The following is a 16235-nucleotide window of genomic DNA, read 5'->3' as shown; positions in this document are numbered from 1 at the left end:
CGTTTGGTACACGGGAACGAAACGAATGACCGCTTCGCAACGGGCACGGCTCGAGGCGAGCGGTCTTTCCGTTCATCATGTCCCGCTCATTCAGACGAGAGAGACGCATACACCGCCACCCGTGGAACGATTCGATTGGCTCGTCGTCACGAGTCAAAACGCGGTGCAAGCCCTTCGGAATCTGACGCGTGACGTCAAGGTCGCCGCTGTCGGGGAGAAGACGAAGCGGGCGCTTGAAGCGGAGGGCTTTACCGTCTCGCTCATGCCGGAGACGTATACGGGTGAGGCGCTTTTTGAGCAGTTATCTGACGTTGTTTCGACCGATGATGTCGTCTTGTTTGCACGTGGCAATTTGGCGAACACGTCCCATATGTCGATGCTGCCTTGCGTGTATGACTGGGTCGTCTATGAGACGATTCCAATCCGATTGACCTCGGACCAACAACAACAACTCGAGACGGTGAAGGCGTTACTCGTCTTGAGTCCGTCGGCCGTCGATGCGCTCACACCATACTTGTCCCACTTCAACGGGACGTGGTACGCCATTGGCGAAGTGACCGAACGCGCTGTCCGACAAGTGTCGACGTTACCGGTACGAGTGCCAGAATGTTATACTATGGATGCATTAATACAGTGTGTAGGGGAGGATTTTTCATGAACCAGTTTGACCGTCACCGTCGTCTTCGCTCATCGAAGTCGATGCGTGCCCTCGTACGTGAAAATCATGTTCGAAAAGAAGATTTGATTTACCCGCTCTTCATCATTGAAGGGACTAACATTAAACGTGAAGTCAGCTCGATGCCTGGCGTCTTCAATTATTCACTTGACCGACTCGAAGAAGAGATTAAAGAAATCGTCGACCTCGGTCTCCAATCTGTGCTCTTGTTCGGTGTGCCGGAACATAAAGACCCAGAAGGCAGTGAAGCGTATCATGACCACGGCATCGTCCAAGAAGCGATTCGTAAAGTGAAAGAGTGGGCGCCACAGCTCACGGTCATCGCCGATACGTGCCTTTGTGAGTACACGTCGACAGGTCACTGTGGCCTTGTGAAGGATGGGGACGTCGATAACGACGCATCACTTCCACTTCACGTCCAGACAGCCATTACGCAAGCACAGGCGGGTGCCGATATCATCGCACCGAGCTCGATGATGGACGGATTCGTCACAGCTATCCGCGAAGGTCTCGACCAGAACGGATTTAGCCACATTCCAATCATGAGCTACGGTGTCAAATATGCATCAGCCTATTACGGACCGTTCCGTGACGCAGCCCAATCGGCTCCTGGTGAAGGCGACCGCAAAGGGTATCAGATGGACCCAGCGAACCGTCGTGAGGCGTTCCGTGAGTCACAATCGGACGTGGAACAAGGTGCCGACTTCATGATCGTCAAACCGGCTCTCGCGTTCATGGACATCATCCGTGACATGCGCGACTCACTCGATATGCCGATTGTGGCATATAACGTGAGCGGAGAGTATGCGATGATCAAAGCCGCGTCACTCAACGACTGGGTCGACGAAGAACGCATCGTCATGGAGACAATGGTCGGATTCAAACGTGCCGGTGCCGATCTCATCGTCACGTATTTCGCAAAAGACGTCTGTCGCTATTTGGAAGGAGACTACGCATGACATACAATCAAACGCGCTCACAAGAAGCGTTCGAACAAGCCCGTCCTCTCATGCCAGGCGGTGTCAACAGCCCGGTCCGTGCCTACAAATCGGTCGGGATGACGCCAATCTTCGCCGAACGCGGTGAAGGCTCACGCGTCTATGACATCGACGGCAACGAATATATCGATTACGTCCTCTCATGGGGACCACTCATCCTCGGTCACCGCGACCCGGTCGTCACGAAAGCGATCCAAGAACAAGCTGAAAAAGGCTGGACGTTCGGGACACCGACCGAGCTTGAGACGAAGATGGCAGAACTCGTCATCGATCGTGTCCCATCGATCGAGATGGTCCGTATGGTCAACTCAGGAACGGAAGCGACGATGGCGGCACTTCGCCTCGCACGCGGCTACACAGGGAAGACGAAGATTTTGAAGTTCGAAGGATGCTACCACGGACACGGGGACTCGCTTCTCATCAAAGCCGGGTCTGGTGTCGCGACGCTCGGTCTCCCGGACTCTCCAGGCGTACCGAAAGAACTCGCAAGCCATACGCTCACGGTTCCGTACAATGACTTGGACGCAGTCCGCGTCGCCTTTGAGAAATACGGAGACGACCTCGCTGGTGTCATCGTCGAACCGGCCGCAGGAAACATGGGCTTCGTGCCACCACAACCAGGATTCCTCGAAGGACTCCGCGAGATCACGGAACAAAACGGCGCGCTTCTCATCTTTGATGAGGTCATGACTGGCTTCCGTGTCGGGTACAACTGTGCACAAAGTTACTTCGGTGTCACACCGGACCTCACATGTCTCGGGAAAGTCATCGGCGGCGGACTTCCGGTCGGCGCTTACGGTGGGAAACGTGAAATCATGGAACAGATTGCACCACAAGGTCCAATCTATCAAGCTGGGACGCTCTCGGGTAACCCACTTGCGATGATTGCCGGTTACACGACACTCTCGCAACTCAAACCGGAGCACTACGCCGAGTTCGAGCGTAAAGCAGACCGTCTCGCGGAAGGCTTCACGCAAGCAGGCGAGAAATACAACATCCCACACGACACGAACCGCGCTGGCTCGATGTTCGGTTTCTTCTTCACGAACGAGAAAGTGACGAACTTCGAGAAAGCGAAGTCGGCAAACCTCGAGATGTTCCGTTCGTACTATCAGAAGATGGCGGCGCGCGGCGTCTTCTTGCCACCGTCACAGTTCGAAGGATTGTTCCTATCGACGGCTCATACGGACGAGGATATCGAGAAGACGATCGCAGCGGTCGAGGCGACGTTCAAGGAGCTTCAAGAAGAGTTTTCACTCTAATCTTGACTGCTGACGTTTCTGTCGCTACAATTATTTAACAGATACGATGAAAAGCATTGATGAGGAGTAGTACGCATCCTCCATTCCTTTTAGAGACGCGACCGCTTGGTGAAAGGTTGCGAGGGATGGACGCGGAAGTCGTCTCGGAGCTGACTTTCTGAATGGAGTAGGAAAGTTCGGTCCATCGACCGTTATTCGATTTTGAGTGCGCCACTTTTTGGCGAACTAAGGTGGTACCGCGGAAGATCACGGCTTCTTTCGTCCTTAGCGTATAGGACGAGAGAAGCCGTTTTTGTGTTCACCCATAACATAGAGGAGGCGCTACACATGGCCCATGAGACAAATGAAATCACCATGCCGACGAAGTACGACCCAAGTGCGACGGAGTCAAAATGGTACGACTACTGGTTAGAGAACGATGTATTTAAAGCAGACGAGGACGATTCGAAACAACCGTACACGATTGTCATCCCACCACCGAACGTTACGGGGAAACTTCACCTCGGTCACGCCTGGGACACGACGCTCCAAGATTTGTTGACACGCCTCAAGCGTATGCAAGGCTATGACGTGCTCTGGCTCCCAGGGATGGACCACGCCGGAATCGCGACACAAGCGAAAGTCGAGCAAAAGCTCCGTGAAGAAGGCGTCATGCGTTACGACCTCGGACGTGAGAAGTTCCTCGAAAAGACGTGGGAATGGAAAGACGAGTATGCGAAGACGATTCGCGACCAATGGTCAAAACTTGGTCTCGGTCTCGACTACTCGCGTGAACGCTTCACACTCGACGAAGGGCTCTCAAAAGCCGTTCAAGAAGTATTCGTCCGTCTTTATGAAAAAGGCTTGATCTATCGTGGCGAATATATCGTCAACTGGGACCCGGCTCAAAAGACGGCCGTTTCAGATATCGAGGTCATTTATCAAGAAGTCGAGGGTGCGTTCTATCACATGAAATACCCACTCGCTGACGGTTCAGGTCATATCGAAATCGCAACGACACGTCCCGAGACGATGCTCGGTGATACGGCGGTTGCCGTCAACCCGAAAGATGAGCGTTACACACACCTCATCGGCAAGACGATCATGCTTCCGGTCATGAACCGCGAGATTCCAATCGTTGCGGATGACTATGTGGACATGGAGTTCGGTACAGGTTGCGTGAAGATCACGCCAGCACACGACCCGAACGACTTTGAAATCGGAAACCGCCACGAGCTTCCACGCATCCTCGTCATGGATGAAGGCGGGAAGATGAACGAGAATGCTGGTAAGTACGAAGGGCTCGACCGCTTCGAATGCCGCAAGCAACTCGTCAAAGACCTTGAGGAGGACGGCACACTCGTGAAGATTGAGCCGCACACGCACTCGGTCGGTCATTCGGAACGTTCTGGCGCGGTCATCGAACCATATCTTTCGAAACAATGGTTTGTTGATATGGAGCCACTCTCGAAAGCAGCACTTGAAGCACAAGGGAACGACGATACGAAAGTCAACTTCGTCCCAGAGCGCTTCGAAGGCACATACCTCCGTTGGATGGAGAACATCCGCGACTGGTGTATCAGCCGCCAACTTTGGTGGGGCCACCGCATCCCGGCTTGGTACCATAACGAGACAGGTGAAGTATATGTAGGGAAAGAGGCGCCAGCGGACAGTGAGAACTGGACACAAGACGAAGACGTTCTTGACACATGGTTCTCGTCAGCACTCTGGCCGTTCTCAACGATGGGCTGGCCGGATACGGACGCACCGGACTTCAACCGTTACTTCCCGACGAGCGCGCTCGTCACGGGATACGACATCATCTTCTTCTGGGTATCGCGTATGATCTTCCAATCACTCGAGTTCACAGGGAAGCAACCGTTCAACGATGTCCTCATCCACGGTCTCATCCGTGACTCGGAAGGACGCAAGATGTCGAAATCTCTCGGTAACGGCGTTGACCCAATGGAAGTCATCGACCAATACGGAGCGGATTCACTCCGTTGGTTCCTCCTCACAGGTTCGACACCAGGGAACGACCTTCGTTTCTATTGGGAGAAGATCGAATCGACATGGAACTTTGCGAACAAGATTTGGAACGCAAGTCGTTTCGCGCTCATGAACATGGATGGGCTCAAAGTCGAAGACATCGACCTCACGGGCGAGAAGACGCTTGCTGACAAGTGGATCTTGACACGCTTGAACGACACGATCGACCAAGTGACACGCCTCGTCGACAAGTACGAGTTCGGTGAAGCCGGTCGTTACTTGTACAACTTCATCTGGGAAGAGTTCTGTAACTGGTACATCGAGATGGCGAAACTCACGCTTTACGGTGAGGACGAAGCAGCGAAGCACACGACCCGCTCGGTCCTCGCGCATACGCTCGATTCGATCATGCGTCTCATGCATCCGTTCATGCCGTTCCTTACAGAGGAAATTTGGCAGCACTTGCCGCACGAAGGCGATTCAATCGTTCGTGCAAGCTATCCGACGCGTCGTGACGACCTTCACTTCGCCGATTCGGTTCCAGCGTTTGAAGCTGTGATGAACGTCATCCGCTCGGTTCGTAACATCCGTGCCGAAGTGAACGCACCGATGTCGAAACCAATCCAGCTCTTCATTTCGACGAGCGATGATGCGACACAAGGTTACTTGAGCGCGAATGAAATGACAATTGGCAAGTTCACGAATGCGACAGAGCTTGAAATCGGACGTGGTCTCACGGCCCCGGACAAGTCGATGTCAGCAATCATGACGGGAGCAGAGCTCTTCATCCCACTCGCAGACCTCATCAACTTCGAAGAAGAAATCGCCCGTCTTGAAAAAGAAGTGGCGAAGTATGAAAAAGAAGTCGAGCGCGTGCAGAAGAAACTCGGAAACCAAGGATTCATCGCCAAGGCACCGGCTCACGTCATCGACGAAGAGAAAGCAAAAGAAAAAGACTACCTCGACAAGCGTGACGCGGTCCGCGCCCGTTTGGAAGAGTTGCGTAAGTAAGACACACCTTCTTCAGAGATTGATTCTCTGAAGAAGGTTTTTTTGTGTTTTGGTAGAATTTGGAGAGATAGACGTAGAAAAGGGGATATGAGATGAGACGAATCGGAATAGTATGTGTTCTTGTATTGGGGCTGGCTGGATGTACACCGTCAGAAGAGACGAAGGCTGTGGAGAAGGCGGGTGTGGAAGAGGTAGAACAGGAGGGGGTGATCGATGAATCGCAATTCCCCGACGTAGACGTGACGGGGACGACGATTGCCGAAGTACAACCAGGCACGGAACGGGTCTCAGACGCGGTCGTGGAACAAATCACCCTTCAATATGAAGATGGCTCGACAAGACACTTGTCGAAGGATCACATTATAACGGAGACGATGGTCGGGGGGATCGGTTTAGTTGCGATGACCGTCCCTGACCGTGAGAACCCGTTTGGCGTATTCATTCATGATGAAAGAAATGGATGGGCGCAGCGTGGCATGCAACGTTTTGGGATTCCGGAGACATCATCAGCGTTCGCTCACGGATTAGATCTTCCTAATAAAGAGATGGAGGCCATCAGCGCTGATTATTCAGGTGGCGATTGGCCGGTGAAGCTTTGGACGTTATATGATGAGACACGCCTCATCAGTATCATTGCGACGGATTCTTTCACTGAAGTAGAAGGGGAGATGTCGGAACAGCCAGAACCGTATGTATTGGAGCAATCATATGGGAACGGTTTATACTATTTAACCCAAGGCAAACTGATTATCGTGACAGGAAATATCTCGGAAGAAGAGTTGTTGGCACTCGCTGATTCGTTACCGGAGCCTTCATCTGTGTCGTTTCCGTTTCATGATCCGGAGTAAGGATGAACACGCACACTTATAGAATCGATGAAAAGGAGTGGACATGTTGCTCAATCGAAAGGGAGCGAAAGGAAAGGACGTAGTTCATTTTGGTATATAAAGATATCAGGGGGAGTATTGTGTCTTATCATCACGAATTTGGAATAATCGATTCCATTCATGGGGAAGAGCTTCATGTGGAGTATATGCCGGAAAGATACGGGTGTGTTGCGGTGGATGGAGAAGAAGTGGAGCACTGGATTGAACAGTTAAATGACATGCGTACATTCTTTCACTCCTATCATTGTCCTGGCCATGGATTGGATGAGTGCGGCATTACGTTGATTCCACATGCGTCTTTATCATTCTTTATTGAAGTCGTGTTAAACAGAATGAACAATCAGGCTACTTCGGAATTGGGGCAGCTGATTTTAAAAATCATCGAAGCGCGAGATGAAGGGAAAGATATGATTCATTTTGGGCTTTGAATAAAATGTAAGAAAGACAATCCCTCGAACAGATTGAAGTGTTCGAGGGATTGTTTTTTCACGTGCCACAAAACGTTTGATACGGAAACGTTCGTGGTGGACCTGCCGATACGTATTCAGACGGTTGATTGTAGTTATATGGGTCACGTAAAATCGTGAGTAGCGCCTCGGTCGGACCGAAGTCGCCTCGTTCTGCTGCTTGGATCGCTTTCTCGACATGATGATTACGTGGAATGACGGCCGGGTTGTATTGGCGCATGATTATTCTTACATCATCGTCTGGTAGACCTTGTTCGCTCAAACGTTTTCGCCAAGCATCGATCCACGCCTTCCCGTCTTCCCGAGTTGCGAATGGGAGCGATTCAATCTCACCGAGCGTCAACGAGCGGAACGTATTCGTATAATCTGCCTCCGTCTCCATCATCAAGCGGAGCAGTTCATCCGCTAGCTCATCGTCACCATCTTTTCGGACGAATAAGCCAATCTTATGTGCGAGACCGGTAAAGTACGCTTCTTTATACAACTCGGTATAACGGGTGAGTTGCTTGTTCGCCACATCAACCGCTTCTTCTTTCGTTTCGCCAAGGAGCGGCAGCAACGTCTCCGCCAGTCGGGCGAGGTTCCAAGACCCGATATATGGTTGATTCGCATAGGCGTAACGTCCCTCTCGGTCGATCGAGCTGAAGACCATCTCCGGATGATACGTGTCCATGAACGCGCATGGTCCGTAATCGAGACCTTCACCGCTGATGAACATATTGTCCGTATTCATCACCCCATGAATGAACCCGACGAGTTGCCAGTTGGCAATCAGTCTCGCCTGTCTTTCGACGACGCGTCCGAGGAACTGTTCATAGCGATTCGGTGCATCGATCAAGTCTGGGTCGTGTCGTTTGATTGCTACTTCAGTAAGTGCGATGACGTCATCGATGGAGCCGGCGCCTGCTGCGAATTGGAATGTTCCGACACGAAGATGACTTGAGGCGACCCGAGTCAGGATGGCTCCATGCTTCGGACCTTGACGCATGATGGCTTCCCCTGTCTGAACGACGGCGAGCGCCCGGTTCGTTGGAATGCCGAGGGCATGCATCGCCTCGCTGATGATGAACTCGCGTACCATTGGCCCGAGTGCGGCTCGTCCGTCGCCCCCTCTAGAATACTCCGTCGGTCCAGAACCCTTCAGTTGCACATCGACACGCTTCCCGTTCGGAGTCACATGTTCCCCGAGCATGAGGGCGCGTCCGTCCCCGAGCATCGTCAAGTTGCCGAATTGGTGTCCAGCGTATGCTTGTGAGAAAGACGTCTCGGTTTGACGATTGCCGGCAAGTAAATCGATGTCTTGTTTGAGACTTTGCGCATCAAGGCCGAGCGAAGCGGCTAATGGATCGTTAAACAAGACGAGTGTCGGATTGTCGACCGGATGGATGGGCCCACGGTCGTAAAAGATGTCACGTAGTTCGAGGTAAGTCGCCTCGAAGTTCCAGTCAGTTGTCATGGCGCATGCCTCCTTCTTCGCTTCGAGTATAGCACAGACTGTTTTCCATAACGGCTGTCGTGAATTTTGATAAAATGAAACAGAAGTGTAAACAGTAGGAGTGTGGAAGATGAAGACGAGACAAGATGTATTCGATTGGTTGAGTGGACAGCTTCGCTTCGGGATCAAACCGGGTCTTGAGCGGATGAGCTGGATGATTGAGCGGTTAGGGTTAGAAGAACGCCCATCCATCCATGTGGCCGGGACGAACGGAAAAGGGTCGACCGTCGCGTTTTTACGGGCGATGGCGATGGAGAACGGCTTATCCGTCGGCACATTTACCTCCCCTTATATCATTCAGTTCGAGGAGCGGATCATGTTGAACGGGGAACCGATTCCTGAAGACGCGCTCGTCGACGTGGCGAACCGTGTCAAATCCTGTGCGGACGAGACGCCAGAGACGCTTACGGAGTTTGAGCTCTTGACGATGATGGCATGGTGCTATTTTGATGACACACGTCCTGACTTGATCATTTGGGAAGTCGGTCTCGGGGGACGACTTGATTCGACCAATGTGTTGACGCATCCACTTGCGACCATTGTCACGTCAATCGGACATGACCATCAAGGCATTCTCGGCGATACGCTTGAAGAGATTGCACAAGAGAAATACGGCATCATGAAACGCAGCGTGCCGATGTTCCATAGTATCGAGAAGAAATCGTTGATTGAGTTGTTGCATCAAAAAGGGGACGATGTAGGTTCTTCCATTCATGATGTTCGTCCACTCGTGAAGAAAATTGTGGACGGGGCAGACACAGTTGTGACGTATGAGAATATGCCATCTATCGTGCTCGGATTGACAGGACATCATCAAGCGTATAACGGGGCGTGTGCCGTGGCGGTGGCGCGTCACCTCGGCTGGAGTGATGAAGCTATCCGAAGAGGGCTCGAGCGAGCACAGCATCCTGGGCGGTATGAGCTCGTCTCCAAACGACCGCGTATCATTTTAGACGGGGCACATAATCCGGAAGGCATCGAGGCCTTGGTTTTACAAGCCAAATATGAGACAGACGTGACAGTGTTGACGGCGATTTTAGAAGATAAAGACCGTGACAAGATGATTCACGCGCTTCAAGAAATTGGAGACGTTTACGAAACGACATTTGACTTTCCGCGTGCTAGAACGAAAGCCCAACTAGAAAAAGATGGAGCGCGCTTTGTCGAATGGAAAGCATGGCTACAGAATTGGGTCGAGTCGCCGACAAGCGAGACGTTGATTGTGACCGGGTCTCTTTATTTCATCAGTGAAGTGAGACGTTTCCTAAGCTAAAACATTTACCTGATGTCAAAGAAATAGATGTATATTTTTTCAAGTGGGTGGGATAATTAGTAGTGAAGACTAAAAATAGGGAGGACTATTCATTGCGTAAACTCATGCAATACATAGCGGTTCTCGTATTAATCATATCCATTATTCCACAGAGAGTAGTTGCGGAGACCAATCAACCGATTTTTAACGTGTTGGTTCTTCGTGATGCTTTTACTGCTTCGAAAGTACTTTCAGTGACTGAATACAATAATGCGGTGAATTCGTATCGTGCTTCACTGAATGTAAATACTGCAAAAGTGAATGTGCAATTCATGACAATTAAACAATTTAACGCATCCCGTTTTCCGATGACAGGTGCATTCGATGCGGTCATGATTGGGAGCAGTCCTTTAACTGAGAAATATAAAAATGGGACGCTTGTCGTCAACTCGAAAAATCATGACACGACAAATCAATTGAACGATTTGACAGAATTGAAAGCTACGGAACTATTTAATACAGTTGTCCGTGTCGGCTTGCCGCTTCTGATGCATGAGGATGCTGCGAACGGCGATACACAGTTAAAACGCTTGGCAGCCTATCAACGTGATTATGCGAACGTGAAAGTCTTTAATCGAAATGATCAACAGAATGTCGATCGTGAGATGGCGCAGCAGTTGAATCAACTCACCATTTCCCGTCCGAGATTTCAATCAACTGAAGTGAAGTACAACAATCAGTCGATTAGCAATCAGACGATTCAAGTAAAAGATGGTGTCCGTCATCCAATCAACTTTACCTATACTTTATCGCAACCACCAACTCCTTCGGCATTCGTAGAATTGTATATCGATTACGACCATAACGATCGATTTGATGCGGATGAAAAAGTCATTGAGCAACAGGCAAAAGAATCGGGAACGCTCAATTTCACATTATCGCGTCCAACGTTTAGCGGACCGAAGAACTGGATGCTCGTCGTCAAGGATTCGTTGACAGGTCGAGCGGATTATCGTAAGGGGAGTATTCTTTACCTCGATGAAAAAGTGAAAGCGAACATCTTACAGCTCACTGCAGGAACCGGCACGAACGGAAGAATTTCAAGCTATTTATCTAATATGTTAGTAGACCCGTCTGGGAATTATGAATTCAATTTAACGGACGGTACAACGAGTCAGTTTGAGGGTGGTACTTATGATCAGGCATTACTCAATAACGACTACGATATGCTGATCTTTGGTTTCCAAGATTCGTACAACGTTTATGGAAGCATGAATGCTGCGGCCACTGCGAAAGTCAAACGTTTCAGTGAAACAGGACAAGGCGTCATGTTGACGCACGATACGATTTTCCGTACGAATAGTTCGTCATCGCCTACGTCCGAGTGGGAACGTCAATTTGTGAATGCCAATCCTTCACTGAATATCTCAGGGCAAAAAATGTACACGAACATGGGATTTGGTGCTCCTGAAACAACCAATAAGGCAGTCAAGGTACAGGATGGGATTTTCACTTCTTATCCGTATCGCCTCGACGATTCGATTAAAAATATCTCAAATACCCATAACCAATATTTCACACTCGATTTGAATGATCCGGATGTGACGCCTTGGTACAACCTGTATTCAACAGGTGGAAATCGTGTATATGGAGATGCAAACAATCATTACTATACGTATACAAAAAACAATTTCACCTACTCCGGTGCTGGGCACACAAACAAGTTTTCGGTAGAAGATGAGAAGAAAATCTTCATCAATACGATGTATCGCGCCTTTATCGGAGCAAATCATAAACCTTACAACGTGATTGAGTCCGTCAGTGATTCAAACCAGTCCTATACTTCTGCTGATTTAAAAGCCGGGTCTGTCGAAGTGACTGCGGGACAAGATGTCAAATTGATGTGGCGGCCGAGCGATTATGACTTCCAAGACTTGTTCCTCAATTCAACAATCACGTATAACGGGAAACAGGTCGCATTCGATAACTTACGCAACTACGAAGTTAAAGAGTTTACGATTCCGGCAGCGGATGTTGTCGCAGATCGGCCGATTGAAGTGAAAATCGAGACGTCCGATCAACGGAATGCGAAGGTGATCGATACGTTCACCATCAACGTCAAACGTGCGGAGAATGTTTCCGACTTGATTCAAGTGTCCCGTTCGATTGACCCGTCGACAATCAACTTGTACGAAACGGGAACGATTCACTATCAAGTTCAATATCCGGAACGTTTCGATCGATTGCCGAATCAGTTGGGCGATAAGTTTTTACGAGTGGATTCAACCTCTTTCTCAGAAAAACTGCCAAGTCAACTCGAAGTCGTGGCGATTCGTGACACGAACGGAAATGAATATCCTGTCACGAAGCCGAATGAAATCAAGTTACAGTTGAAGCCGGACTTGTACTATGAACGAAATGGGAACACGAACATTTTCCTCCCGAACGATAGTGGAGACCGGACCGTGAAGTTTGAAGTAGTCGTCCGAGCCATCGAGCCTTCTGCCTCACTCATCCAGTTGAAAAAAGCGGATAACCAATTAACGACGTTAATTGAGTATTCGAAGAAGCAAGATCACATTTTAGATAAACTCAACGACTGGGATAAGGAATTAGAGGTTCAATCATCGTTCCCAGACTTGCTGATCAATATCGGGGCGCCGTATGCGTATGAAGCAAAGATTCCTGACGTCACCTTACAAATCGGAGCACAGCAGATTGTGAGTCCGACCATCACGGATGCGAAAGGCAACACCTTTACGAACCCGAAATGGAGTAGCTTGAAGTGGGAAATCGTCGATGCGAACGGTGTCGCGAGACTCGTCACCCAAGGGAACAATGCGATTGTGACCGGTTTGAAAACAGGAACTGCGAAGTTGCGATTGACAATCGATCCGGGCGATAAGAGACCCCTTGTCGTAGCGGAGTCGAAAGTCAATGTAATCAGTCCGCCTGAGCAACTTACTATTCAGTCGAAAGAGTTGTATGTCGGTCAAACGACTACGGTCACACCAAAAATCATGCCCGAAACGGCTCAATACAAGTCGGTTCGCTATGTCGTCGAATCTGGGGATAGTGTGAAGTTTGAACAAGTTGGCAACAACTTGAACATCATTGGACTGAAACCGGGTACGACTCAGTTTAAGGCGACTGTGGATGTCGGTGACCTCTTCGGTGGCTTGAATATCGCTACTTCGAGCACCGTCTTTACCATCCAAGTCAAGGCACCATCCTTGAGCCAAACGCCGAGCCAACTCGACCTTTGGGTATGGGATAGTTTGGATGAAGAAAAACGCGTGAACGAAGTCGCCTCGATTCAAGTGACCTCAACACCAACCGTATCCATTCCGTTTGAACGAATCGGGTCCATCCCATCTGCTTTGACGGTGACACAAAGTGCGACAGGATATGAATTACGTGCCAACCATGGTTACGGAAATAATGGTGTCGTGACTGACATTCCAATTCAGACGACATTCGATGACAATGCGTTACGAAACATTCGTTCGAACACGTCGATTGTCCGTGTCAACGAATACCCGAACCAATTGATGTCAAAAGACATGACAATCAATATTGGTGAAGGGACGGCACCACGACTACCTCTTCTTGAGTACTGGCCTACGACTTCGACTTGGCGTGACTATCGCATGGAGATTGTATCCGGCGAAGAATATGTTCAAGTGAGTGGATCAGGAAAAGAGTTGATTCCAGTGAAACCTGGTGTGGCGAAAGTGGAAGTCTACACGACGCTTCCGGCTGGAAAACCGTTTGAAGCCGTGAAGGACACGTTTTATGTACGCATCATCCAAACGAATGCCTCGGGACAGGATGATGACCGTTATTAAGTGAATGGCAGAAAGTTGGCGAATGATGAATCGCAAGCGAATAATGATTGGCATCACCGGATTGATTCTCGTCATCGGATTGGGAGGGCTCCTGTACTGGAGTCAATCCCAACCCGAGCTCTCGCAGTTATCCGGTGACGAGTTAGTGAAAGAAGTGAGTCAACGCTCTTCGGTGACAGAAGAAGAATTGACAGATTTACAGGCAAGGGAAGAATGGGAGGCCGTCCGACTTGTTCTAGAAGACAAAAAAGTTGTGCCGACAGCCGAGCAATTCGCCACAGCAGTGACGCTCGCACCTCTAGACGTGATTGAAGCATACTTCGAGCAAGGACTTGACCCATTCGAAGAAGTGGAAGGGATGCCCGTCATCACACCATTGTTCAGTGCGAACGGCAGTCCGGATCAATGGAAGCTGGCGATGCGTTACATTGAAGATGAACGACTCCTTGGGATTGCGGTCGACTCATTGAATCTCGATGCGGTCAAAGAACTACTCGGGCAAGGCTATGCGATTCAAGATCCTGAATCGGTGTTATTGCAGCCGGTTCGTCACAATCAAGTCGAGTTGACGCAACTGCTTCTCGACAACGGTGCGCAATGGACAAAGGAAATGGAACAGACGGCCAAAGACTACAACTCGGACCTCATTCTAAAGATGGGGAACTAAAAAAATCGGCTTCTTCTCAATCAGAGAGGAAGCCGATTTTTTGAGTTCATTTCAATTGAACGGGATGACTGACGAAGAATTGAAGTTGATTCGTGACAGGGAGTGTTTCCAATTGATTGAACACGGCATCGTTATACGTCAGTTTCAATCGAGACTTTTCGGCCTCGTGAGCTGGAACTTGACGGTCGAAGTTCTCAGCTGGGCTTAAGCCGTTGCCCCCAGTAAATTCCCCTCTAAAGACGTTCACTTCGAGTGGTCCTTTACTGTACAGACCTCCGTTGACTTCGAGAATAGATCCGACCGCATACACATAGGTCGGTTCGTTCGAGTCACTATACATGAACGCCTGGAGCGTCGTCGGAGTGTCATCAAACTCGTTGATTCGGTTCAACAGAATCTTTCCTTTGGATAACAGGATGAGTGAGTTCCCTTTGTCTGCATCAATCGGAAGAATATTGGCTCGGTCGATGAACGTATCACCGAGCGTGTAGACTGTCGAACTGAAGGAGACGTTCCCTTTAATGGTCAAGTCACCACGTACGATCAGTGGCCGTGCAATCGTCAGCTTCTCGAGTGATTCAATGACGACGTCCCCGTCGAAAAGAAGCGGGGCATTCGACTCGGTGATGGATTCCGTGACATACATGGCGCGATCCGAAATGGCATCCGGTAATGTCACGATGGTCGGGTCGGTGAGGGCGTTGTAGGCATCCGCCCGTAAGTACGAAGTCGGGCGTTCGATAATCGATGTCCCATCTTCCGAGAGCACGCGCTCGAGTTCGAACACTTGATTGGTCGAGCGAATCAGACCTTCTTCAAAGATTATTGAATCGACGTCATTTGTGTATGCGAGCGGTGTGTCGAGTCGTCGATTTAAAAATTCGATGATTGAGTAGTCGTATTGGAATGGAGAAAAGCGACTCGGGGACACCCCGGCGTCTGCCTTCTCGCCAGCTTGTTCCGGACCTACCGTGAAGTAGTTCTCTTGCTGGCAACTCAAGCAATCGCTCAATTCGACTAAATCGATTCGGCCATTCAGGTGAAGACGACTGGAATCGACATTTTCAATCTGCTTCGCCACACCATTTAATTGGAAGTTCGCTTGACGCATGAAAGCGAGAGGACCACCTGAATAGATATTTCCTTGAATCGTCGGCATGCCGTTCACGTCCAACTGTTGGTCGGACCCGAGGACGTAGTATAAAAAGGACGGGAGAGCCGTCAAGTATAAGTCTTGCGTGTATTCAACGGTAAGCATCGGTTGTTCCGGATTCACTTGTCGCGATGCCGTGACGTTCACTTGGAGAATCGTCGTGAACGGCGCCGTCTGAATGGCGGTATCTGTAGCATCTTTCTTCAGCTCGATGGAATAGCGGACCTCACTATCCGTAGTCAATGCCGTGAACGGTTCGTCACTGACGATGAGCGACTGAACCTTGCTTTGGAATGCCGCTTCCGATTCCATATGAGTCGGGACTTCCGCTTCTCCGTGAAGCGGGAACTGTGTCCGAACCTCATCGGCGATGAGGCGAAGTGCGCTTTTCGCATCTTCATTCAGTTGAGTATCTTCCGTACGGATGACCGTCAATTTATTCGACGCCAAGTTGACTTGCATGGCGGCGAGCGAGAGGACGGCGAGAGCCGCCATCGTCACGAGAACAAGCACGAGGACATATCCGTCTTCACGTTTTCGCATCAGGATGC

Annotated in this window: 11 protein-coding genes and 1 other annotated feature; of the genes, 9 read left to right on the top strand and 2 right to left on the bottom strand. The window is 50.0% G+C overall.

The annotated features are described in order from the left end of the window. The first annotated feature begins 25 nt into the window (after window positions 1-25). From IRJ25_RS09335 to IRJ25_RS09310, 6 genes are all read left to right on the top strand, one after another. Window positions 26-658: a uroporphyrinogen-III synthase gene (locus IRJ25_RS09335; protein WP_214817516.1), complete on the top strand. Its 633-nt coding sequence runs from the start codon at window positions 26-28 to the stop codon at window positions 656-658. Beyond that, a complete protein-coding gene (hemB, locus tag IRJ25_RS09330; protein ID WP_214684739.1) occupies window positions 655-1635 on the top strand; it encodes a porphobilinogen synthase in 981 nt (326 codons plus the stop codon). The genes IRJ25_RS09335 and hemB overlap by 4 nt, the downstream gene beginning before the upstream one ends. Continuing rightward, entirely contained in the window at window positions 1632-2936 is a 1305-nt protein-coding gene (gene hemL, locus IRJ25_RS09325) for a glutamate-1-semialdehyde 2,1-aminomutase (RefSeq protein ID WP_269318152.1), read from the top strand. Before hemB ends, hemL begins: the two co-directional genes overlap by 4 nt. A gap of 47 nt (window positions 2937-2983) precedes the next feature. Beyond that, window positions 2984-3205, top strand: a binding site (T-box leader). 58 nt (window positions 3206-3263) lie between these two features. Continuing rightward, on the top strand, window positions 3264-5915 hold the full coding sequence (locus tag IRJ25_RS09320) for a valine--tRNA ligase (protein WP_214817510.1): 2652 nt from the start codon (window positions 3264-3266) through the stop codon (window positions 5913-5915). A 92-nt stretch (window positions 5916-6007) separates the two neighbouring features. Continuing rightward, window positions 6008-6763, top strand: coding sequence for a hypothetical protein (locus IRJ25_RS09315; protein ID WP_269318151.1), 756 nt, complete (start codon window positions 6008-6010; stop codon window positions 6761-6763). 119 nt (window positions 6764-6882) lie between these two features. Further along, window positions 6883-7230: a short-chain dehydrogenase gene (locus IRJ25_RS09310; RefSeq protein WP_214817506.1), complete on the top strand. Its 348-nt coding sequence runs from the start codon at window positions 6883-6885 to the stop codon at window positions 7228-7230. Window positions 7231-7288: 58 nt separating this feature from the next. Here the strand turns inward: IRJ25_RS09310 and IRJ25_RS09305 are convergent, their stop codons facing one another. Continuing rightward, window positions 7289-8725, bottom strand: a complete 1437-nt coding sequence (locus IRJ25_RS09305) for a protein adenylyltransferase SelO (RefSeq protein ID WP_269318150.1) — start codon at window positions 8723-8725, stop codon at window positions 7289-7291. A gap of 109 nt (window positions 8726-8834) precedes the next feature. Here IRJ25_RS09305 and IRJ25_RS09300 point away from each other — a divergent pair, with 109 nt between their 5' ends. From IRJ25_RS09300 to IRJ25_RS09290, 3 genes are all read left to right on the top strand, one after another. Continuing rightward, window positions 8835-10037 (top strand): bifunctional folylpolyglutamate synthase/dihydrofolate synthase, encoded by a 1203-nt coding sequence (locus IRJ25_RS09300; protein ID WP_269318149.1) that lies wholly within the window; start codon window positions 8835-8837, stop codon window positions 10035-10037. A gap of 92 nt (window positions 10038-10129) precedes the next feature. Next, window positions 10130-13864, top strand: coding sequence for a DUF5057 domain-containing protein (locus IRJ25_RS09295; protein ID WP_269318148.1), 3735 nt, complete (start codon window positions 10130-10132; stop codon window positions 13862-13864). A gap of 22 nt (window positions 13865-13886) precedes the next feature. Next, window positions 13887-14531: a hypothetical protein gene (locus tag IRJ25_RS09290; RefSeq protein ID WP_269318147.1), complete on the top strand. Its 645-nt coding sequence runs from the start codon at window positions 13887-13889 to the stop codon at window positions 14529-14531. Between the two features lie 46 nt (window positions 14532-14577). On the opposite strand, the gene IRJ25_RS09285 is transcribed toward IRJ25_RS09290, so the two are convergent. Further along, window positions 14578-16227, bottom strand: coding sequence for a hypothetical protein (locus IRJ25_RS09285; RefSeq protein ID WP_269318146.1), 1650 nt, complete (start codon window positions 16225-16227; stop codon window positions 14578-14580). Between the last annotated feature and the right edge of the window lie 8 nt (window positions 16228-16235).

The sequence above is a fragment of the Exiguobacterium sp. KJ 601 genome (assembly GCF_027161185.1).
GTDB classification, from domain to species: domain Bacteria; phylum Bacillota; class Bacilli; order Exiguobacteriales; family Exiguobacteriaceae; genus Exiguobacterium; species Exiguobacterium profundum.
This window is presented reverse-complemented; position numbering and strand designations above follow the sequence as displayed.